We start from the raw sequence: 21113 nt of genomic DNA, 5'->3' as shown, positions 1-21113 counted from the left end.
ACGATAGGCCAGCGCGAGGTCTCACGCCAGCCTCAGCTCGTGCGGCTATTCGACGGGATGGCCGATCGCAGCGGCGAGCTCGCGCAGCAGCCGATCGGACACCTGCCCGGTAACCTGCATCTTGTGCTCGCGCTCGAACTTCTGGATCGCGGACTGGGTCTCGCCGCTCATGGCGCCCGTGATCTTCAAATTGCCGTAGCCATATTCGGACAGCGCGCGCTGCACGCCGGCGATACGTCGCGCGGCGGCGCTTTGCGCCGGAATCGGCGCGGGCGGACGCAAGGCCGCGGGCGGCGTCGCGGTCGTGGCCTTGACCAGATTGGTCATCGGATCGTTCGAACGCGTCGAGGCCGTCGCCTCGACGGGCTTTTCGGGCGCCTTCTCGGCGGCACGCTCGACAGGCTTCGGCTCGACCCGAAACTCCGTCGCCCTCGGCTCGAGCGGCGAGGTATCGGCGCCGACGGGGCGCGGACGCGGCATGGGATTGGACAGCGGCACCGAGGACGGCGCGGGAAGATTGATCACCGTGCCGAACATCGGCGCGGGGTGCCGGCCGGTCTGGAGGAACAGCGCATTGGCAACGATCGCAGTGATCGCGGCGACGGCGACGAGGCCGGCCAGCGTATCCTTGGGGCTGTGCAGCAGCACGCGCATCACGAGATTGCGCTCGGTGTCGACGTCAACGACCGCGGTCTTGGCGCCGCGGCGGCGCGGAGCGGCTTCGTCCTTCGCAGACTTCTTAGGCACTTTTCTTCACCAGAGCGGGTTGGTCCTGAGACTGGTCGAGAGTTTGGTCTTGAAGGTCCTGGCGCAACGCCGGCGTCAGCATCGCGATCTTGCTCGCGTTCGCCTTGTCATCGACCAGCCTGTCTTGCGGCGGCGTGTAGACGAGCGGAAGCTTGACGGTGACGGCGGTGCCCTCGCCCAACCTGCTTTGTACCGTCAATTCGCCGAGATGCAACGCCACGAGGCTCTTGACGATCGAAAGTCCGAGGCCGGTGCCTTCGTGACGGCGCTGATAGGTCTTGCCGGCCTGGAAGAACGGCGCGCCGATGCGCTTGAGGTCGTCAGGTGCGATGCCGACGCCGGTGTCGCTGATGCGCAGCGTCAGCTGCGAACCAGACACGCCGGCTGATACGCAGACCTGACCGCCGCGCTCGGTGAACTTGATGGCGTTGGCGACGAGGTTGAGCACGATCTGCTTGAAGGCCCTGGGATCGCCGGTCATGACGGGCAGGTCCTGCGGCGCGTCGGTGATCAGGTCGATGCCGTTCTCCCGCGCCTTCAGCGCCAGCAGATTGCAGCAATGGAGCAGCGAGGCGCGCGGCGCGAACGGCTCCGACGAAATCTCGAAATTGCCCGATTCCATCTTCGACATGTCCAGGATGCCGTTGACGACCGAGAGCAGATGCTGGCCGGAATCGTTGATGAGCTGGGCGTATTCCTTGCGCTGGGCCGCACCCAGCATCAGGATCTGCTCCTGCGCGATCATCTCGGAGAAGCCGATGATGGCGTTGAGCGGCGTGCGCAGCTCGTGGCTCATGGTGGCGAGGAAACGCGTCTTGGCGGCATCGGCCGCCTCGGCGGCGCTGCGCGCCTGATCCAGCGCCTGCTCGGAAAGCTTGCGGTCGGTGACGTCGCGCATCACGGCGACGACTTCGGCTTCGCGCGTGGACCCACGATCAGTATCCCGGCGGCCCAGATCCTGATCGAGCGGGCGGCAGCGCATCTCGACCCAGATGAAATCGACCTGACCGCGCTCGGAACCGACAGGCTCGCGCCGCAGCCGGAACTCGACGCTGCGCATGTCGCCGCGCGCCGCGTCGGACAGTGCCGTGAGATAGGCCGGCCGATCTGCGACGTGGACGCGGTCGAACAGGCCGTGGCCGAGCAATTGCGCCACTTGCATGCCGAGCATGGTCTCCACAGCCGGCGAGATGAACTGCACCGCGCCATTGCGCTGATGCCGCGAGATCACGTCGCTCATGTTGCGCGCCAGCAGGCGGTAACGCTCCTCTTCGCGCGACAAGAGCGCGACGCTGGTGCGCGCGAGCGATTCCGCGCCGAAGGCGAGGCCTGCGGCATAGAGGGTCGCGGACGTGACGCCGAAGGCCATCAGCACGCCGCGCTCGGCCGCGCTCGGCTCCTGCACCGGCAACCAACCGAGCTGGCTGATCAGGATCAGAATCCCGGCGCAGGACAGCGCGAGCAGCGAGGCGAACGCCGCGACGCGGCGCGAGGCCGACAGCGCAGCTTCGAGGGGAACCACGACCAGCCAGACCGCGGCGAATGATTCGATGCCGCCCGTCGTGACCGCGACCGCCATGATCATTCCGGCGAGCGCCAGCGACGATAGCACGTGCGCGCCCTCGTAACGGCCGGTGCGCGACAGGAACCAGGACAACATGATTGGCGCGATCAGCCAGGCAAAGGCCGCAACCTCGATCGCGCTCGGCGCGCCACGCATGGCGAGATAGACAGGGAATGCGGCAAAAGCTGCCAGACTGCCCAGCAGCCGCGGTGCCATGAAGGCGCGATGGCGCGCTCGCATCAGCGCATCGTAGCGCGCGGAGGGATGCAGCAGTGCATCGAGACAATCGCGGATGATACTCAAAACTGTCACGGGTCTCGCGCTTCGGCTCAATCGTCTTTGGAAGACGCGCCGGAACGCCTCCTTGTCGTTGAGCCACCGTGTCAGAGCGACCTTAAACGAGTGCTAAGGCGGCGCCGCATGCGGCCGGACACCGCGTTATCGCGGAGCTTTTTAGACGATTTGGCGACGTCTTCGCTACGGATGGTGAACACAGGGTTTCATCGTCGTCCGCATGGTTTCGAATTGGTGGACGCGTTGCGGCCAGCAAAATCACGGGCCCGGGCATCAATCGAAAATTTACGAGACCGCCGCTTCCAAAGAATTTTGCGTCAATTTTCCGCGAATTAAGCTCAAGGCAATCACTTGCGATTTATCGAGGGTTGCTAGGTCCGGCATCCGCGGAGATCGCCGCGGGCGGATTCTAACGGACAGGTCGATAAGATGCGCTTTCTGCTTCGCATCACATTCTGGCTCGGGCTGGTGCTGGTGCTCCTGCCGCGGGACAAGACGCCCGAATCGGAGAAGCTGCCGCAGATCGGCGCCGCCGACGCGGTGCAGGCTGCGACTGCGGCCGTCTCCGACATGACCCAGTTCTGCAAGCGCCAGCCGGCGGCCTGCGAGGTCGGTGGCCAGGCCGCGACCATCATCGGCCAGCGAGCCCAGGACGGCGCGAAGAAGCTCTACCAGATCATCAACGACAAGAAAGAGCAGATCACCAACGACAAGAACGACGGCAAGAACGACAACAAGAAGGCCCCCGACCACACCGGCTCGATCGCGATGGCCGGCGAGGGCGACGCTGCCGCAAACGAGGCGCCGCGCGATACCCTGACCCAGGACGACCTCGCGCTGGAATGGCGCGGGCCAGGTCCAGCGAATTAGCGCCCAAACCCTATCGATTTCACGTCCTCGCGTCCCTATATTGGCCTTAACGGGAACTGTGGGCCAAGATGACGACGATCGACGAAATCAGGGATAATTTCGAGCTTCTGGACGAGTGGGACGACCGCTACCGGTATGTCATCGAGCTCGGCCGTACCCTGGAACCGATGCCCGAGGCGGAACACTCCGCCGCGAACAAGGTGCAGGGCTGCGTCAGCCAGGTCTGGCTGCAGAAGCTGATAGATCGCAGCAATGGCGCGCCGATCCTGAAATATCGCGGCGACAGCGACGCCCATATTGTTCGCGGGCTGGTCGCGATCGTCCTTGCGCTGTATTCGGGCCGCACGCCGCAGGAGATCCTCGATACGGACGCCATCGCCGTGTTCAATGAGTTCGGTTTTCGCGATCATCTGACGCCGCAGCGCTCCAACGGCCTGCGCTCGATGGTCGAGCGCATCAAGACCGACGCGAAAGAAGCGCTCGCGGAAGCTTATTGACAATCCTCGTGGTGAGGAGGCGCGTCAGCGCCGTCTCGAACCATGAAGCCCCGCCCTTCGCCCGCAGCCATCCTTCGAGACGCTTGCTTCGCGGTCTCCTTCCGGATGAGGGCGGAGTGCGTTGCAAGCTGCAGCAGCTTTACTTCCGCTTCCGCTGCTGCTGCCCCAAGCCCATCTGCTTGGCCAGCTGCGAGCGCGCCACCGCATAGTTCGGCGCGACCATGGGATAGTCGGCCGGCAAGCCCCACTTCTCGCGGTATTGCTCCGGCGTCATGTTGTACTGCGTGCGCAGATGGCGCTTCAGCGACTTGAAGCGCTTGCCGTCTTCCAGACAGACCAGATAGTCGGGCGCGATCGACTTCTTCAGCGAGACGGCCGGCTTGGCAGGCTCGAGCGGTAGGGTCTCGGTGCGGCCTGAGGAGACCCGCACCAGGGCCCCATGCACCTGGCTGATCAGGTTCGGAATCTCAGCCGCCGGCGTCGGATTGTTGCTGAGATAGGCCGACACGATGCTCGCGGTCAGCTCGATGAAATTCTTCGCCCCCGCGTCCGACATGCGCCCATTCCTTCTCCCGCTTAAGTCTCACGGGATTGACGACATCACAGTATTCCGTGTCAAGAATACATTCGGCTGAAATAGGACAACTGACGACGGTGCGTTGATTACTGATGAACGGCGCCGCTTTACTTGCAAGCGTGACCTCAACCGCGCTGGTCAAGATGCGCGCGGAGCTCGTCGATCGAGGCAAAGCGCATCATGCCTTCCGGCATCTGTGCCTCGATCGAGCCGTCGGAATAGAGCGAATAGGCCATGCCGTCGACGACGCCGGATTTGAGTACGGTCACGGGTGTCGGCTCGGCAGGTGGTGGCGGCTCGGGTGCAGGCGGTGGGACGGCCTCCGCAAAGGTCGGCGGGGAGCGCGGCGGCGGACGGCGCGGGGCGGCCGGTGGCTCCGGCGAGCGCATCCGGTCCGGCTTCGGCCAGGCAACGTCAAAGCTCGCAGGCGGAAGGTCCGGGGCCTCACGGGGCTCCGCAGGCGGCTGCGGCGGCGCACCTTCAGTGGTCTTCGCCTCCGCGCGCTCGCGCTCCTTGCGGGAGGTCGAGGCGAACAGCAGGTTGCGGCGGCGGGGCGCCTCTGGAGCGGCGGGCGGCGTAGGAGCTTCCGGCTCCTGCGCTCCCTCGACGCGCGGACGCTCGCGCGCAGCAGCTTCGCTCTGCCAGGGCGGCGGACCTGCGGACGGCGGTGGCGCCGGCTCGATTCTCGCCGCCGCGGTGGGCACCGGTTCGGGCGCAACCGCGCCAGGCACGGCGAGGCCCGGCAGCACGGGCCTCACCCGAACCTCGGACGGGGCGACCACGCCCGCCAGCCGGCGAGCGACGCTCTTGAGCTCAAGCAGCACCAGATGCAGGCCGACCAGTAACATTCCGGAGCAGACGCCAATGGTGCCGGAGATTATGAGAGTCCCACCGAGGCTGAATTCCCTGATCGTCAGGCCGAAAATGATCGCAAGGAGACCCGCCAGGACGGCGCAAATCCCCACGATCAACAATGCCAAATTCATCGAACTCACCCCCGGCCGCGCAGCCGCCGCTGGGCCACGATACCGCCATACGATGTTCCTCGCCAACGGCCAATTCTAGGCAGTGTTCCTAAAGGGAAGGAAATCAGGGACTTATTCACATTCCCTTCAGCTCCGGCTCGCTACTGCTGGGCTGCTCTCAAGTAACCGGAATTGCTGCGTCGCATCAGGAATTTAGCCATAATGCCCAATTACTTGGTAATGGAACTGCGCTATACGGAGTCCGGGGAGCAGGCCCGCGCGCACCAGCAGGGCCAAAAGGGGATTCCGGGGCACCGATAGCCATGACATCCATCACGACTTCGGCGATCGACGCGCCTCAGCGGCGCTCGGTCGAACGAACCTGCGACGATCTCGCCATGCTGGTGCTGGCCGCGGTCGCCGTCATTGCGGGCTTGACCTTCCGGGACTACGGGCTGGGTTGGGACGACTACACACACGCGGAATACGCCGACCTGCTGCTGCGCATGTTCGGTTCCGGGTTCAGGGACACGGCGGCGCTCTCCTTCGCCAACCTCTACATGTATGGCGGCGGCTTCGACATGATCGCGGCCCTGCTCCACAAGGTCATTCCGCTCGAGCTGTTCGAGACCCGCCGTCTGGTCGGCGCCATCGTCGGCGTGATCGGGCTTGCCGTGACCTGGCGGCTCGGCCGCCGCATCGGCGGACCACTCGCAGGCCTCGCGGCACTGCTCCTGCTCGCGCTCTGCCCGATCTTCTACGGCCACATGTTCATGAACCCGAAGGATGCACCCTTCGCGGTGGCCATGATCATCCTGATGCTCGGCCTCGTCCGGCTCGCAGAGGAATATCCGCAGCCGTCGCCGCGCACGGTCCTGATCGTCGGCCTGGGTGCCGGCCTTTCGCTGGGCTGCCGTGTTCTCGGCGGGCTCGCACTGGTCTACGCCGTGCTCGGCTTCATGCCGCTGTTCTTGGAGGAATTGCGCACCGAAGGTTTGCGCGAGTCGGTCCGCCGCTTCGCCCATGTCGTCTATGTGCTGCTGCCCGGCCTCACGCTCGGCTACCTCGTGATGGGCCTGATCTGGCCGTGGTCGATCATGGAACCCGGCAATCCCTTCGAGGCGCTGACCTACTTCTCGCATTTCTTCGAGAAGCCGTGGAAGGAGATGTTCGACGGCGCGATCGTGTCGGTGCCCGACATGCCCTGGTCCTATCTGCCGACGCTGTTCGCGCTGCAGCTGCCCGAAGTGATGCTGGTGCTGATGGGCGGCGCCGTGGTCGGCACCTTTGCGCTGCTGCCGCGGAACGACGTTCCGGCGCGCCGCAAGACCATTCTCCTGATGCTGACGCTGGCTGCGACCCTGCCGCTCGCGATCGCGATGGTGAAGCGCCCGGCCCTGTACAACGGCATCCGCCATTTCGTCTTCGTGATCCCGCCGATGGCGGTGCTAGGCGGTGTCGCCTTCGCCTGGGCCATGGAGCGCCTGCGCGCCAATCACCGCATCTGGCAGCCGGTCCTGCTCGGCACCTTCTGCTTTGGCCTTGCGCTGTCGCTCGCCGAGATGATCCGCCTGCACCCCTATCAGTACACGCACTTCAATCACATCGCGGGAACCGTGCGCGGCGCCGACGACCGCTTCATGCTGGACTATTGGGGTCTCGCCCTGAAGCAGGCCTCCGACGAACTGCGCGAGCAGCTGGTCGAGCGCCAGGAAGTGCCGCCTGCAAACCGCAAATGGAAGGTCGCGGTGTGTGGTCCGCAGCGCCCGGCCCAGGTCGCGCTTGGGCCCGACTTCACCATCGGCTGGGATTCCAACGCAGCCGATTTCGCCATGACGCTCGGCGAATTCTACTGCAAGGGTCTCACCGCGCCCGTCATGGTCGAGATCAAGCGCGACGACGTGGTATTCGCCCGCGTCTACGACATCCGCGGCCGCAGCATTTCCAGCCTGCTGTCGATCCCGGCGCCGTAATAATTTTCTCCTGTACGTAGCCCGGACGGAGTGCAAGCGAAATCCGGGCGCTTCCGCCTTCGCTCTTCGAGCTACGGTGAAAGCTCCATGCGGGCTACGCGCGACAGCCACGCTCTTCGCGCCTTGCCCCCAGCCCCGCCCAAGACTACGGTCGCTTCCTGCAACAACGATGTTCGGAGAAAATTGCCATGTCGCCAGCGGAAGCGCGCCTGAGGGAAGTGCCGTCGAACATGACGGAGGCGGAGTGGCAGCAACGGGTCAATCTCGCCGCCTGCTATCGCCTGGTCGCGCTGTACGGCTGGGACGATCTGGTCGACACCCACATCTCCGCGCGCGTCCCCGGTCCCGATCATCACTTCCTGATCAATCCTTACGGATTGATGTTCGAGGAAATCACGGCCTCCAGCCTCGTCAAGGTCGATCTGCACGGCAACCAGCTGTCCGAGAGCGAATACAGCATCAACCCGGCCGGCTTCACCATCCATTCGGCGATCCACGAAGTGCGCGAGGACGCGATCTGCGTGCTGCATCTCCACACGCTCGACGGCACTGCGGTGTCGAGCAGCGCGGAAGGCCTGTTGCCGCTGAACCAGACCGCGCAGCTCGTCACCCACGACCTCGCCTATCACGACTATGAAGGCATCGCGCTCGATCACGACGAGCGGCCGCGGCTGCAGAAGGATCTCGGCAACCACAACCACATGCTGCTGCGCAATCACGGCACGCTGACGGTCGGCCGCTCGGTCGCCTCCGCCTTCGAGCGCATGTATCATCTCGAGCGCGCCTGCTCGATGCAGGTGCGGACGCGTGCGCTGGGCACGCCGGTCTATCCGGTCGAGGAGATCGCGATCGAGAAGAACACCGAGCTCTTGTCCAATCGCGACCGCGCCGAGCTGCGCGCCACCACCCTGGTGTGGCCGCCCTTGCTGCGCAAGCTCGACCGCGAGCTTCCGGGCTACCGGTCTTGAGATTTTCGCGATTTCGTGTAGGGTAGTTTTCGAACGACCTCTGCACGTTTTGGAATGAAACGCCGCCCAATTCCGGGCGGCGTTTTTATTTGTTCATCACGCCCGTCATTCCGGGGCGCGCTACGCGGTCACTTCACCTCCGCCAGCGCGGCGAGGATGCGGGCCCAGGAGCGGATGCCTTTCTGGAAGCTCCGCAGGTCGTATTTCTCGTTTGGTGAGTGGATGTTGTCGTCGTCGAGGCCAAAGCCCACCAGCAGCGAGTCGAGGCCGAGCGTGCGCTTGAAGTCGGCGACGATCGGGATCGAGGCGCCCGATCCCATCAGCACGGTCTCCTTGCCCCACTCGTCGGCCAGCGCCTTGCTGGCGGCAGCGAGCGGCTTCATGGTCCAGTCGAGCGCAACTGCGGGCGCGGCGGAATGGTCGCCGAACTCGACCTTGCAGTCGCCGGGAATGCGCGCCGTCACGTAATCACGGAAAGCCTTGCGGATCTTTTGCGGGTCCTGGCCCTGCACCAGACGGAACGAGACCTTGGCCGAGGCATGCGAGGGAATCACCGTCTTGGAGCCTTCGCCGATGTAGCCGCCCCAGATGCCGTTGACGTCGCAGGTCGGACGCGTCGAGGCCTGCTCGACCAGGAGCCTGCCCTTCTCGCCAGCCGGCAGCGACAGCCCGACCGGCTTGAGGAAGGTCTCGGGCGTGAAATCAAGCTTCTTCCACTGCTCCAGGATGTCGGGCGGCGTATCCTTCACCCCGTCATAGAAGCCGGGGATGGTGATGCGGTTGTCGTCGTCGAACAGGCCGCCCAGAATTTTGGTGAGCAGACGGATCGGGTTCATCGCGGTGCCGCCGAACACACCGGAATGCAAATCGCGATTGGCGGCGGTGATCTTCAGCTCTTCATAGAGCAGGCCGCGCAGCGAGGTCGTGATCGCCGGCGTGGTGGGATTCCACATGCCGGTGTCGCAGACCAGCACGTAGTCGGCCTTGAACTCGTCCTTGTTGGCCTCGATGAAGGGCACGAAATTCTTCGAGCCGACCTCCTCCTCGCCTTCGATCAGGAAGGTGATGTCGATCGGCAGTGAGCCCGTCACCTTCTTCCAGGCGCGGCAGGCTTCGACGAAGGTCATCACCTGACCCTTGTCGTCCTCGGCGCCGCGCGCGACGATGATCTTGCGGCCATCGGCATGATCGGTGACGACGGGCTCGAACGGCGGACGGTGCCAGAGATCGAGCGGGTCGACCGGCTGCACGTCGTAATGGCCGTAGAACAGCACGTGCGGCCGTCCGCCCGCGCCGGTCTTGCCGACGACGGCCGGATGGCCTGCGGTCGGCCTCACCTCGGTGGCAACACCGAGACTGGCGATGTCCTTGGCGAGATGCTCGGCCGCGGCCTTACAATCATCCGCAAAGGCCGGATCGGCCGAGATCGACTTGATCCGCAACAACGAGAACAGGCGCTCCAGGCTGTTGTCGAAATCCTTGTCGATGTGGTCGAGCACGGATTGGAGCTGCGCATTGGCCATGATTGCGAATCCAAGTTGTTGGGCTCAAGAGGTCCCGGGTTTTAGCGCCGGCGCGGCCTCGGGACTAGCCGCAAGCGGCGGATGCCTGATGTGCCAGGCGAGGCACCCTGCGAGGACCGCGGTCGCAGCGAGGTTGTTGCCCCAAGCCTGGAAGGCGATCGGAAACCACGGCAATGACAGCAGCATGAGGATGCCGGCGGCACCCAGGGCGAGCCAGGTTCCCAGGCGCACCTGCGCTCGCTCGTCGAATGCGGCGCGATGCATCAACACCGTCACCGGGAAGTACAGCCACATGAAATAGTATTGCCGGGCCAAGGGCGAGGCTACCGTCATGAGGCAGAACAAGATGCCGAGCTCCTCGGCATCCGAGCGCGCCGTCCGCCGCGCTTGCCGCGGCATGATCGCAACGAAGCCGAGCCCGAGCAGCGCCGACAGCGCAAGCACGATCCAGTTCGCCGTCCTGTAGTCGACGTCGATCACGTTCATGGTGCGCGGCGGCTTGTTGGGATCGTCCTGATTGTAGTTGATCGGCCGGACCAGGCGATGCGTGACGGCAATGAGGGACTGGTTGACCCACGACCAGTTCTGCTCGCGACGCTGGCCAAAGCCCTTTTCCGAGCTGGTCCCGACCATGCCCTGGTACCAGGTCGCCAGCTCGGCCGCGTTGCGTTCGAAGCCGCGGATCGGTGCCGGCACGACATAGAGAAGAATGCCGGTGAAGACGATCGTGCTGACCAGGGCCGCCCATTTGCGCCGCCAGGCCAGATAGGGCAGCACGGCGATCGGGAACACCTTAATGGCGGCGGCGAGCGCGAACATGAAGCCGGCCAGCCACGATCGCTGATGCCGCAAGCTCCAGAAGCCGTAGAGCATCATCGCCAGCAGGAGAAGGTTCGGCTGGCCGAGGTCGAACATGTCGAACACGAAGGTCACGGTGACGGCGACCGGCAGCGCCTCGAGCCAACGACCCGGCGCGCGGTCCGAGCCGGTCATGACCTGGGAGAACGCCGCGGTGTACCACCACGCCACGGCGTTCAAGATCGACAGGACGACATAGAGCAGGATCTTGCCGAACCAGCTCGGGATCGCCAACAGGATTGCCGGCAGCGGTGGATAGATGAAATCGAAATGCTCGACGGCTGTGGCAGGATACAGCGGCCCACCCTCCAGGACCTGCTGTCCGGCCCAGTACCAGAGCGAGTAGTCCTTGGTCTTGCCGTGCCCTAAAATCTCGGGGACGAGCACGTCGGCGGTCAGGAGGACGCAGCAGAACAGAAAAAGCAGATCCAGCGGCGCACCCAGCGACGGGCGTCTGGCTGCGTCAGGCTTGCCTAATTGGGCGGGCGGGTTCACGGTGTGGTCCTGAACGGCGACGACACAGGACCTAGCAGACCGGCGAAGGCTTGCAGAGCCCCTCACCTGAAATTGTGCGCCGTGGTAGCTCGGACGAGCAAATATCAGGCGACGGTCAAAGTCCTAGAGCTTCATGACCGGATACGGCGACTGCCTCAAACCAGGCGCTCTGCCTATCGCCGCAGCAATCCGCCGAGCGCGCCGCGGACCAGGGTGCGGCCGATCGAGCCGCCGAGCTGGCCGCCAATCGACTTGCCGACATTGGCGGCCAGTCCGCCGATCACCTGATTGGTGACCGATCGCGTCACGTCTCGCGCAATGACCTGGCCGGTCGACAGACGGCCCCGCTTGACGTTGGTACCGAAGATGGTGCCGACGATCGAGCCGATCTGGCCCAGGATGCCGCCGCCTCCGCCGGCCGGAGCGTCCGCCGTGGCCGCCGTGGCGGCGATGCGTTTCTGAATCATCTCGTAGGCGGACTCGGAATCGACGGCGGTGTCATATTTGCCCTTCACCGGGCTTGCAGCCATGATCGCCTTGCGCTCGTCCGGCGTGATCGGTCCGATGCGGGCCGACGGCGGCCGGATCATCACCCGCTCCACCATCGAAGGCGTGCCGTTGCCCTCGAGGAAGGACACCAGCGCCTCGCCCTTGCCGAGCTCCATGATCACCTTCGCGGTGTCGAGCTTCGGGTTGGGCCGGAAGGTCTGCGCCGCAGCGGCGACCGCCTTCTGGTCGCGCGGGGTGAAGGCGCGCAGCGCGTGCTGCACCCGGTTGCCCAATTGTCCGAGCACGCGGTCGGGCACGTCGATCGGGTTTTGCGTCACGAAATAGACGCCGACACCCTTGGATCGGATCAAACGCACCACCTGCTCGATCTTGTCCATCAGCGCCTTGGGCGCGTCGTTGAACAACAGATGCGCTTCGTCGAAGAAGAACACGAGCTTCGGCTTGGGCAGATCGCCAGCTTCGGGCAGCTCCTCGAACAGCTCCGACAACATCCACAGCAGGAACGTCGCATAAAGCCTGGGGCTCTGGAGCAGCTTGTCGGCGACCAGGATGTTGACCATGCCGCGTCCGTCGCGGTCGGTCTTCATGAAGTCCTTCAGCGTCAGCGCCGGCTCGCCGAAGAATTTGGTGCCGCCCTGGTTCTCCAGCACCAGAAGCTGGCGCTGGATGGTGCCGACGGTCGCTTTGGTGACGTTGCCGAAGCCCTGAGCGGCCTTGCGGATGGCGGCGAGCGGATCCTCTTCCGCATCCGCCCCCTTCTTTCCGCTGTCGGGCACGATGGCATCGAGCAGCGCCCGCAAGTCCTTCATGTCGATCAAAGTCAGGCCGTTGTCGTCGGCGACGCGGAAGGCGACGTTGAGCACGCCTTCCTGCACATCGTTCAGGTCCAGCATGCGCGCAAGCAGAAGCGGCCCCATTTCCGTGACGGTGGCGCGCACCGGGTGGCCCTGCTCGCCGAATACGTCCCAGAACACCGTCGAGAACTGATCGGGCTGGAATGACAGCCCCATTTCGGTGGCGCGCTTGACGATGAAATCCTTGGGTTCGCCGACCTGGCAGATGCCGGAGAGATCGCCCTTGATGTCGGCTGCGAAGACCGGAACACCGGCGCGCGCAAATCCTTCTGCCATCACTTGCAGCGATACGGTCTTACCGGTTCCAGTTGCACCCGTGACGAGGCCGTGGCGATTGGCGAGCGCCAGCGTCAGCCAAGCCTGCTCGTCTCCCTTGCCGACGAAGATCTTCTCGTCGGTATCGCCGAGCTTGCTGTCCTGTGCGGTCATTATTCTCTCTGATCTCTCTGCCGAGTTTCCCGTATTGAAACTCAAATGCACCAGTTCCGTAGTTTAACGCATCTCGTGCACCGATTGAAACCGTTCAACGCGCCCAAGCATGCGACATTGTCGGACGAGAACGATCGACATAAGCCGAAAGTGGGAACGAGCCGTTCGCAACGCGGCAATTTATCGCCGATTCGTCCTCGGCTCTTGCACGACTGCAACACCTTTCGCGCGTTCGAAGCTGAATCGCGGCGGCGCGTGCGTTCATCGCTTGAATTTCACATCACACCGGCTCAAGATCATTTTTCGAAAGCAATACTCCGGCATGTAAACCGGCTGAGGGGCGGGTCTTATGGACGAGCTGATCGGACGGCTGGCGGCAAGCGCCGGCATAGATGGTGCTGTCGCTGAAAAGACCGTCGGCATCATCCTGGGCTTCCTCCGCAGTGAGGGTCCTTCCGACAGCGTGCAGGCCCTGATCGACCAAATCTCCGGAGCGGAAGCTGCGATCGAGGCATCCAGGAGCGGCGGCGGCCTGTCGCGGCTGATGGGCGGCGGCCTGATGGCCGTCGGCACCCGCCTGATGGGTCTGGGGCTCGGCATGTCCGAGATTCAAAATGTCGCCCGTGAACTTTTCCGCTACGGTCGCGACGAAATCGGAGCGGATCAGATGGGCAAGATCATTGCGGGGACGCCGGGCCTCAGGCAGTTCGCCTGAAGGCACGCATTTCACATCGAGCATCATGACATATCCGATCTCCGAGATTGAGGGCCTGCCTGCCTTTGCAGCCAACAAGTTGAAGGCGCAAGGAATCCGCACAACCGACGCGTTGCTCGAGGCGGCCTCGACCGTGAAGGGCCGCAAGGCGCTTTCCGCCAAGACGGGAATCAGCGAGCAGTCGCTGCTGGAGTGGGCCAACGTCTCCGACTACATGCGCATTCCCGGCATGGGCAAGGCCAAGGTCGGTCTGGTCCGCGCCGCCGGCGTCACCACCGTGCGCGAGCTCGCCTATCGAAATCCGGCAAGGTTGGCGCAGAGCATGCGCGAAGCCAACGAGAAGAAGAAGCTGGTCCGCATCCTGCCGTCGGAGAAGTCGGTCGGCGACATCATCGCCAAGGCCAAGAAGCTGCCGCCGAAGATCACGTATTAGACCGGACGTCTCGCGCACGACCTGCAGCATTAGCTGTCGGTGTCATACCCCGCGAAGGCGGGTATCCAGCACGCCATGGCTCCTCCGTATCACCGCACTGCCTCGGAATACTGGATTGCCCGCCTTCGCGGGCAATGACAGGGAGGGTGTTGGTCTTGACACCCCCTTCCCAACCGCGCAAAGCGGGCCGCATGAATGCCTCGCCCTCCCCTTCCGTCCCGCCGGCCGGCTCGGCCGGGGCCGATGTGCTGCGGACGCTGCTGGAACAGCCTCTTCCTGCAGTGATGGGCGTGCTCAACATCACCCCGGATTCATTCTCCGACGGCGGTGCCTTCATCGCACCAGATCAGGCACTCGCGCGGGCGCAGGCGATGATCGCCGATGGTGTCGACATCATCGATGTCGGCGCCGAGTCCACCCGGCCCTACAAGGGCGCCCGGCCGGTCACGGCGGCGGAAGAGCTCGCGCGGCTGAAGCCGGTGCTGGCTGGCGTCGTGGCGCTCGGTGTGCCCGTTTCGATCGACAGCATGAAAGCGGAGGTGGTGAAATTCGCGCTCGATCAGGGCGCGGCGATCGCCAACGACGTCTGGGGCTTGCAACGGGATGCCGACATGGCGCCGTTGATCGCCGCAAGGGGCGTCCCCGTCATCGTCATGCACAACCGCGACAGTGTCGATCCCGCCATCGATATCGTCGCGGACATGAAAGCATTCTTCCTGCGCTCGCTGGACATCGCCGCAAAAGCCGGCATCGCGCGCGAGAGCATCGTGCTCGATCCCGGCATCGGCTTCGGCAAGACGGCCGAGCAGAGCATGATCGCGCTGGCGCGCTTGCGCGAACTCGACATGTTCGGCCTGCCGACCCTCGTTGGTGCCTCGCGAAAACGCTTCATCGCCTCGGTGTCGCCGTCGGAGCCATCGGAGCGGCTCGCCGGCTCGATCGCGGCACATCTGATCGCCGCGCAACGCGGTGCGAAGATCATCCGGACCCATGACATCGCCGAAACCCTGCAGGCCCTGCGGGTGGCGCATGCAATCGAGAGCAAGCAATGACCGATACGATCTTCGTCACCGGCCTGTCGATCCATGCCCGCCACGGCGTGATGGATCACGAAACCGAGGTCGGCCAGCGTTTCGTCATCGACCTCGAACTCTACACCGATCTGTCGGAGCCGTCGCGCAGTGACCGGCTCGCCGACACCGTGTCCTACGCGGATGTCGTCGCGACCACGACGGCGGCGTTCAAGAACACCAACTACAAGCTGCTGGAGCGCGCCGCCGGCGCGGTCGCCGATGCCATCCTGTCGCACTTCCCGCGCATCCGCGCGGTGAAGGTCACCGTGCACAAGCCGCACGCGCCGATCGCTGCGATCTTCGACGACGTCGGCATCATGCTGACCCGCTCTCGGCATCCGTAATATGGCGAGCGTGCTGATCGCACTCGGCGGCAATGTCGGCGATGTCCGCGCGACCTTCGCCAAGGCGATCGCGCATATCTGCGGCATGGCGCAGGCCGCGCTGATCGCGCGCTCGTCGGACTATACGACCCCGCCCTGGGGCGATGAGAACCAGGCTCCCTTCATCAACGCCTGCATCGAGATCGAGACCAGTCTCGATCCACACGCGCTGTTGTTCGTGCTGCAGAAAGTCGAGCAGAAATTCGGCCGCACGCGGACCAAGGAACGGCGCTGGGGCCCGCGCACGCTCGATCTCGACATGATCGCCTATGACGACGTCAGTTTGCAGAAGCCGGATTTGACGCTGCCGCATCCACGCCTGTTCGAGCGCGCCTTCGTGCTGGTGCCGCTGGCCGAAATCGCGCCCGACCGCATCATCTCAGGCATTCGCGTGCGTGACGGGCTCGCCAGCGTCTCGACGCAAGGCATTGAGCGGCTTCCGGATACCGGCTAACCAAAAACAACCGTTTGCAGGGACGGTCGGCCGTGGCAATTTCGCCTGCGAATAACAAGATTTTCGGGAGCCCATCGCCGCATGACCTCCGTGACTGACGACCTGCCGCTGGCGGCGGATTTTCCCAAAGCCACCGTCGAGGACTGGCGCAAGCTGGTCGACGGCGTGCTGAAGGGCGCGCCGTTCGAGAAGCTGGTCGGCAAGACCTATGACGGTCTCAAGATCGATCCGCTCTATCCGCGCGCCAAGGGCGTTGCGCCCGTGGTCGGCCGGCCGGCGGCGGCGCCGTGGCAGATCATGCAGCGGATCGACCATCCCGATACGGCGCTCGCGAATGCGCAGGCCTTGCAGGATCTGGAGAACGGCGCGACGGGGCTCGCGCTGGTGTTCGCCGGCGGCAATGCGGCCCATGGATTTGGCCTGGAACCTACGGCCGACGCCGTTGCCAAGGTGTTGAGCGGGATACATCTCGACGCAGGGATCGGCATCGAGCTCGAGATCGGACCGCAATCGCGCATGGCCGCGATCCATGTCGCGGAATATGTCGAGAGCAAGGGGTTCGATCCCGCAGCCTGCAACATCCGCTTCGGGCTCGATCCGCTCGCGGCCGCCGCAGCGTGGGGCCACAGCCCCTATACCTGGGACGAGATCGTTCCGGCCATCACCGGCGCCATCAAGGGCCTGGCCGCACTCCGTTTCAAGGGACCGTTTGCGTCCGCCGACGGGCGCGTGATCCATGATGCCGGTGGTTCGGAAGTGCAGGAGCTTGCCTTCGTGCTTGCCTGCGGCGTCGCTTACTTACGCGCCATCGAAGGCGCCGGCATCCCCCTCGAGCAGGCGCAGGGCATGGTCTATGCGCGCCTTGCTGCGGATGCCGATCAGTTCCTGACCATGGCCAAATTCCGCGCGCTGCGGCTGTTGTGGGCGCGCATCGAGACCGCTTGCGGGCTCGCGCCAAAGCCGCTGTTCATCGCCGCCGATACGGCATGGCGCATGCTGACGCAGCGCGATCCTTACGTGAACATGCTGCGCGCGACCATGGCAACGTTCGCGGCAGGACTGGCCGGCGCCAACGCGATCACCGTGCTGCCGCATACGCTGGCGCTCGGCCTGCCCGATCCGTTCGCGCGCCGCGTGGCGCGCAATACCCAGCTTCTGCTGCTGGAAGAAAGCAACCTCGCCAAGGTCAGCGATCCCGCAGCCGGCGCAGGCGGCATCGAGACGCTGACAGGGCAACTGTGCGAAGCGGCCTGGGCGCTGTTCCAGGAGAGCGAGACAGCCGGCGGCGCTTTCGCGGCGCTTCAGCAGGGCGTGTTCCAGAGCAAGGTCGCGGGCGCGCGAAAGGCGCGCGACGCCAATATCGCAAAGCGCCGCGACGTGCTGACCGGTGCCAGCGAGTTTCCGAATCTCCATGAGAGCGAAGCCACCGTACTGAAGGCAACGCCGATCGTCCTTCCGCCCTATGGGGAACAGCGATACAAGTTCGAGGCGCTGCCGCCGATCCGGCTGGCGGAACCGTTTGAGGCGCTGCGCGACAAGTCCGACGCGGCGCTGAAGGTGCGGGGCACGCGGCCAAAGGTTTTCCTGGCCAATCTCGGCACGCCAGCCGATTTCACGGCGCGCGCGACTTTCGCCAAAAGCTTCTTCGAAGCCGGCGGCATCCAGGCCATCGACAGCGAGGGCTTTACCGATCCGGCCAAGCTGGCCGCCGCCTTCAAGGCCTCCGGCGCGGAGCTCGCCTGCCTCTGTTCCAGCGACAAGGTCTATGCCGGTCAGGCGGAACCGGCCGCCCGGGCGCTGCAAACGGTGGGCAGCAGACATATCTATCTGGCAGGCCGCCCGACCGATGGCGAGGCGGCGCTGCGCGCGGCCGGCGTCACGGGCTTTGTCTTCGCCGGAGGCGACGCGCTTGAGACGCTGCAAGACGCCTATCGACGGATGGAGCAGCCATGACTGAAACCGGCAAACCCGTTCTCACCGGCGGCTGCCAATGCGGCGCCGTGCGCTTTGCAGTCATGACGGCACCGACCAGGATTTCGATCTGCCATTGCCGGATGTGCCAGAAGGCGAGCGGCGCGCCGTTCGCCTCCTTTGCCGATATCAACAAGACGGACTTTGCCTGGACTAAGGGACAGCCCTCGTTCTTCCGCTCTTCCACCATCGCCGAGCGTGGCTTTTGCGCCGGCTGCGGCACGCCACTGAGTTTTGGCCGCATCGACGGCGACCGGATCGAGATCATGACCGGCACCTTCGACCACCCCGACCGCGTCATCCCGACGCGGCAGTTCGGCACCGAATCCCGCCTCGGCTGGGTGGTCGGCATCGCCAACCTGCCGAGCCAGACCACGCAGCAGAATTACGGACCGGAGAAGATGGCGACCATCGTCAGCTATCAGCATCCGGATCATGATTGAGTGCTTTTGATATGGTTGAAGCCATGAGCCGCATTCCCAATTTCGCCGACGTCGCCTTCGACCGGACCGCCCCCGCTGCGCCAGCCGGCAGCGCCGAGCCGTGGCTGACGCCCGAGGGCATTCTGGTGAAGCCCGTCTATGGCGAGGCGGATCTCGCCGGGCTCGATTTCCTCGAGACCTATCCGGGCATCGCGCCGTTCCTGCGCGGGCCCTACCCGACCATGTACGTCAATCAGCCCTGGACCGTCAGGCAATATGCCGGCTTCTCGACGGCTGAGGATTCCAACGCGTTCTACCGCCGCAACCTCGCGGCGGGGCAGAAAGGCCTCTCGGTCGCCTTCGATCTCGCCACCCATCGCGGCTATGACTCTGATCATCCGCGCGTCGGCGGCGACGTCGGCATGGCCGGCGTTGCCATCGACTCCATCTACGACATGCGCACGCTGTTCGCGGGGATTCCGCTCGACCAGATGAGCGTATCCATGACCATGAACGGCGCGGTGCTGCCGATCCTCGCGCTCTACGTCGCGGCCGCCGAGGAACAGGGCGTACCGCCGGAAAAGCTCTCTGGCACCATTCAGAACGACATTCTGAAAGAGTTCATGGTGCGCAACACCTATATCTATCCGCCCGCGCCATCGATGCGGATCATCTCGGACATCTTCGCCTACACCTCGCAAAAGATGCCGAAGTACAATTCGATCTCGATCTCCGGCTATCACATGCAGGAGGCCGGCGCGACGCAGGATCTCGAGCTTGCCTATACGCTCGCCGACGGCGTCGAATATCTGCGTGCCGGCCTTGCCGCCGGCCTCGACGTCGATCGCTTCGCGCCGCGGCTGTCGTTCTTCTGGGCGATCGGCATGAACTTCTTCATGGAAGTCGCCAAGCTGCGCGCGGCGCGGCTGCTCTGGGCGAAGCTGCTGAAGCCGTTCAATCCGAAGGACCCGCGGTCGCTGTCACTGCGCACGCACAGCCAGACCTCGGGCTGGTCGCTGACCGCGCAGGACGTCTTCAACAATGTGATGCGCACCACGGTGGAAGCGATGGCGGCCACCCAAGGCCACACGCAGTCGCTGCACACCAATGCGCTTGACGAAGCGCTGGCCTTGCCGACCGACTTCTCGGCGCGCATCGCCCGCAACACCCAGCTGTTCCTGCAACAGGAGAGTGGCACCAACCGCATCATCGATCCCTGGGGTGGCTCGTACTGTGTCGAGCGGCTGACGCGCGACCTCGCGGCCAAGGCGTGGGGCCACATCCAGGAGGTCGAGGAGCTCGGCGGCATGGCAAAAGCCATCGAAGCCGGCGTGCCAAAACTGCGCATCGAGGAGGCCTCGGCCAAGACGCAAGCCCGCATCGATGCCGGCAAGCAGGCGGTGATCGGCGTCAACAAGTACAGGCCGACCGACGAGGACAAAATCGAGATCCTGAAGGTCGACAACACCAATGTCCGCCGGCTTCAGATCGACAAGCTCCAGCGGCTGAAAGCCGAACGCAACCAGAAGGACGTCGATGCCGCGCTCGCCGCGCTGACGCGCTCGGCCGGTGAAGGCAATGGCAATCTGCTCGCGCTCGCGATCGACGCGGCACGCGCCAAGGCGACCGTCGGCGAAATTTCGGACGCGATGGAAAAGGTGTTCGGCCGCCACCGCGCCGAGATCAAGTCCATCACCGGCGTCTACAAACGGGAGGCGTCCAGCATGGGCAATCGGGTCGAGAAGGTTCAGGCGCTGATCGACGCGTTCGAGGAGGCGGAAGGCCGCCGCCCGCGCATCCTGGTCGCCAAGATCGGCCAGGACGGCCACGATCGCGGCCAGAAGGTGATCGCGTCGGCATTTGCCGATATCGGCTTCGACGTCGACATCGGGCCGTTGTTTGCCACCGCTGACGAAGCCGCACGGCAGGCCGTCGAGAACGACGTCCACATTCTCGGAGTCTCATCGCTCGCCGCCGCCCACCTTACCGCGGTGCCGGAATTGAAAGCCGCGCTGAAGAAGCAGGGCCGCGACGACATCATGATCATCGTCGGCGGGGTAGTGCCGCCGCAGGATTACGATGCGCTCTACGCGGCCGGCGCCGAGGCCATCTTCCCACCCGGCACGGTGATCGCGGATGCGGCCGAGGAGCTGATCCGCAAGCTGAATGCCCGGCTCGGCCATAGCGAGGCAGCGGAGTAGATGATGGACTGGCCGTGTAGCCGGCCAGATTGTGTCCATGACACGCGACGAAATCATCGCGGCGATACGCAAGAACGCCGACGCCATCAAAGGCAAGGGCGTCTCGAAGCTTGCCATTCTCGGCTCGCGGGCAGGCGAAGACTACCGCGCCGCCAGCGATATCGACATTCTGGTCGAGGTCGAACCTGAGACCACTTTCTCGCTACTAAACCTGATCGATGTCGAACACATCATCGAGGACGCGACCGGTTTGCGGGCGCAGGCAACCGTTCGCCGCTCGATGTCGCCCCGCTTTGCGCCACACAGCGCAGACGACATTCTGGAAATATTCTGACGC

Annotated in this window: 20 protein-coding genes; 13 read left to right on the top strand and 7 right to left on the bottom strand. The window is 64.6% G+C overall.

The window, feature by feature from the left end:
• Nucleotides 1-45 precede the first annotated feature (45 nt).
• Nucleotides 46-747 carry a peptidoglycan-binding domain-containing protein gene (locus tag EAV90_RS06995; protein WP_129142967.1) on the bottom strand — a complete coding sequence of 234 codons (702 nt, stop codon included), beginning with the start codon at nt 745-747 and terminating at the stop codon, nt 46-48.
• The gene (locus EAV90_RS06990; RefSeq protein WP_162500361.1) at nt 740-2623 is read right to left on the bottom strand and encodes a PAS domain-containing sensor histidine kinase; all 1884 of its coding nucleotides are present in this window, start codon (nt 2621-2623) and stop codon (nt 740-742) included. The genes EAV90_RS06995 and EAV90_RS06990 overlap by 8 nt, the downstream gene beginning before the upstream one ends.
• Before the next feature lie 411 nt (nt 2624-3034).
• Here EAV90_RS06990 and EAV90_RS06985 point away from each other — a divergent pair, with 411 nt between their 5' ends.
• Both EAV90_RS06985 and EAV90_RS06980 read left to right on the top strand, forming a co-directional pair.
• A complete protein-coding gene (locus EAV90_RS06985; RefSeq protein WP_129142966.1) occupies nt 3035-3475 on the top strand; it encodes a DUF5330 domain-containing protein in 441 nt (146 codons plus the stop codon).
• A gap of 68 nt (nt 3476-3543) precedes the next feature.
• Nucleotides 3544-3972 (top strand): SufE family protein, encoded by a 429-nt coding sequence (locus tag EAV90_RS06980; protein ID WP_122404150.1) that lies wholly within the window; start codon nt 3544-3546, stop codon nt 3970-3972.
• 139 nt (nt 3973-4111) lie between these two features.
• On the opposite strand, the gene EAV90_RS06975 is transcribed toward EAV90_RS06980, so the two are convergent.
• Both EAV90_RS06975 and EAV90_RS06970 read right to left on the bottom strand, forming a co-directional pair.
• On the bottom strand, nt 4112-4528 hold the full coding sequence (locus EAV90_RS06975) for a Ros/MucR family transcriptional regulator (protein ID WP_122404151.1): 417 nt from the start codon (nt 4526-4528) through the stop codon (nt 4112-4114).
• A 146-nt stretch (nt 4529-4674) separates the two neighbouring features.
• Nucleotides 4675-5535, bottom strand: a complete 861-nt coding sequence (locus tag EAV90_RS06970) for a DUF308 domain-containing protein (RefSeq protein ID WP_122404152.1) — start codon at nt 5533-5535, stop codon at nt 4675-4677.
• 302 nt (nt 5536-5837) lie between these two features.
• On the opposite strand from EAV90_RS06970, the gene EAV90_RS06965 reads away from it, so the two are divergent.
• Nucleotides 5838-7487, top strand: coding sequence for a glycosyltransferase family 39 protein (locus tag EAV90_RS06965; RefSeq protein ID WP_122404153.1), 1650 nt, complete (start codon nt 5838-5840; stop codon nt 7485-7487).
• Nucleotides 7488-7675: 188 nt separating this feature from the next.
• The gene (locus EAV90_RS06960; protein WP_122404154.1) at nt 7676-8455 is read left to right on the top strand and encodes a class II aldolase/adducin family protein; all 780 of its coding nucleotides are present in this window, start codon (nt 7676-7678) and stop codon (nt 8453-8455) included.
• A 128-nt stretch (nt 8456-8583) separates the two neighbouring features.
• Here the strand turns inward: EAV90_RS06960 and EAV90_RS06955 are convergent, their stop codons facing one another.
• From EAV90_RS06955 to EAV90_RS06945, 3 genes are all read right to left on the bottom strand, one after another.
• Nucleotides 8584-9978 (bottom strand): M20/M25/M40 family metallo-hydrolase, encoded by a 1395-nt coding sequence (locus tag EAV90_RS06955; protein ID WP_122404155.1) that lies wholly within the window; start codon nt 9976-9978, stop codon nt 8584-8586.
• A 24-nt stretch (nt 9979-10002) separates the two neighbouring features.
• A complete protein-coding gene (locus EAV90_RS06950) occupies nt 10003-11331 on the bottom strand; it encodes a glycosyltransferase family 87 protein (RefSeq protein ID WP_164936816.1) in 1329 nt (442 codons plus the stop codon).
• A gap of 173 nt (nt 11332-11504) precedes the next feature.
• Complete coding sequence (locus EAV90_RS06945; RefSeq protein WP_122404157.1) at nt 11505-13124, bottom strand: helicase HerA-like domain-containing protein; 1620 nt, start codon at nt 13122-13124, stop codon at nt 11505-11507.
• A gap of 349 nt (nt 13125-13473) precedes the next feature.
• Here EAV90_RS06945 and EAV90_RS06940 point away from each other — a divergent pair, with 349 nt between their 5' ends.
• The 9 genes from EAV90_RS06940 to EAV90_RS06900 all read left to right on the top strand — a co-directional run bounded on the left by EAV90_RS06940 (nt 13474) and on the right by EAV90_RS06900 (nt 21110).
• Nucleotides 13474-13839, top strand: coding sequence for a DUF2267 domain-containing protein (locus EAV90_RS06940; protein WP_129142964.1), 366 nt, complete (start codon nt 13474-13476; stop codon nt 13837-13839).
• A 25-nt stretch (nt 13840-13864) separates the two neighbouring features.
• Nucleotides 13865-14272: a DUF4332 domain-containing protein gene (locus tag EAV90_RS06935; protein WP_122404159.1), complete on the top strand. Its 408-nt coding sequence runs from the start codon at nt 13865-13867 to the stop codon at nt 14270-14272.
• 191 nt (nt 14273-14463) lie between these two features.
• Nucleotides 14464-15324, top strand: a complete 861-nt coding sequence (folP, locus tag EAV90_RS06930) for a dihydropteroate synthase (protein ID WP_129142963.1) — start codon at nt 14464-14466, stop codon at nt 15322-15324.
• Nucleotides 15321-15689: a dihydroneopterin aldolase gene (gene folB / locus EAV90_RS06925; RefSeq protein ID WP_018315750.1), complete on the top strand. Its 369-nt coding sequence runs from the start codon at nt 15321-15323 to the stop codon at nt 15687-15689. Before folP ends, folB begins: the two co-directional genes overlap by 4 nt.
• Before the next feature lies 1 nt (nt 15690).
• Entirely contained in the window at nt 15691-16182 is a 492-nt protein-coding gene (gene folK, locus EAV90_RS06920) for a 2-amino-4-hydroxy-6-hydroxymethyldihydropteridine diphosphokinase (protein ID WP_122404161.1), read from the top strand.
• An 81-nt stretch (nt 16183-16263) separates the two neighbouring features.
• On the top strand, nt 16264-18135 hold the full coding sequence (locus EAV90_RS06915; RefSeq protein ID WP_129142962.1) for a methylmalonyl-CoA mutase family protein: 1872 nt from the start codon (nt 16264-16266) through the stop codon (nt 18133-18135).
• Nucleotides 18132-18596 (top strand): GFA family protein, encoded by a 465-nt coding sequence (locus EAV90_RS06910; protein WP_122404163.1) that lies wholly within the window; start codon nt 18132-18134, stop codon nt 18594-18596. Before EAV90_RS06915 ends, EAV90_RS06910 begins: the two co-directional genes overlap by 4 nt.
• Before the next feature lie 23 nt (nt 18597-18619).
• Nucleotides 18620-20776 (top strand): methylmalonyl-CoA mutase, encoded by a 2157-nt coding sequence (gene scpA, locus EAV90_RS06905; protein WP_129142961.1) that lies wholly within the window; start codon nt 18620-18622, stop codon nt 20774-20776.
• Nucleotides 20777-20813: 37 nt separating this feature from the next.
• Nucleotides 20814-21110: a nucleotidyltransferase family protein gene (locus tag EAV90_RS06900; protein WP_122404164.1), complete on the top strand. Its 297-nt coding sequence runs from the start codon at nt 20814-20816 to the stop codon at nt 21108-21110.
• The last annotated feature ends 3 nt before the right edge of the window (nt 21111-21113 follow it).

The organism is Bradyrhizobium vignae (assembly GCF_004114425.1).
Lineage (GTDB): Bacteria > Pseudomonadota > Alphaproteobacteria > Rhizobiales > Xanthobacteraceae > Bradyrhizobium > Bradyrhizobium vignae.
This window is presented reverse-complemented; position numbering and strand designations above follow the sequence as displayed.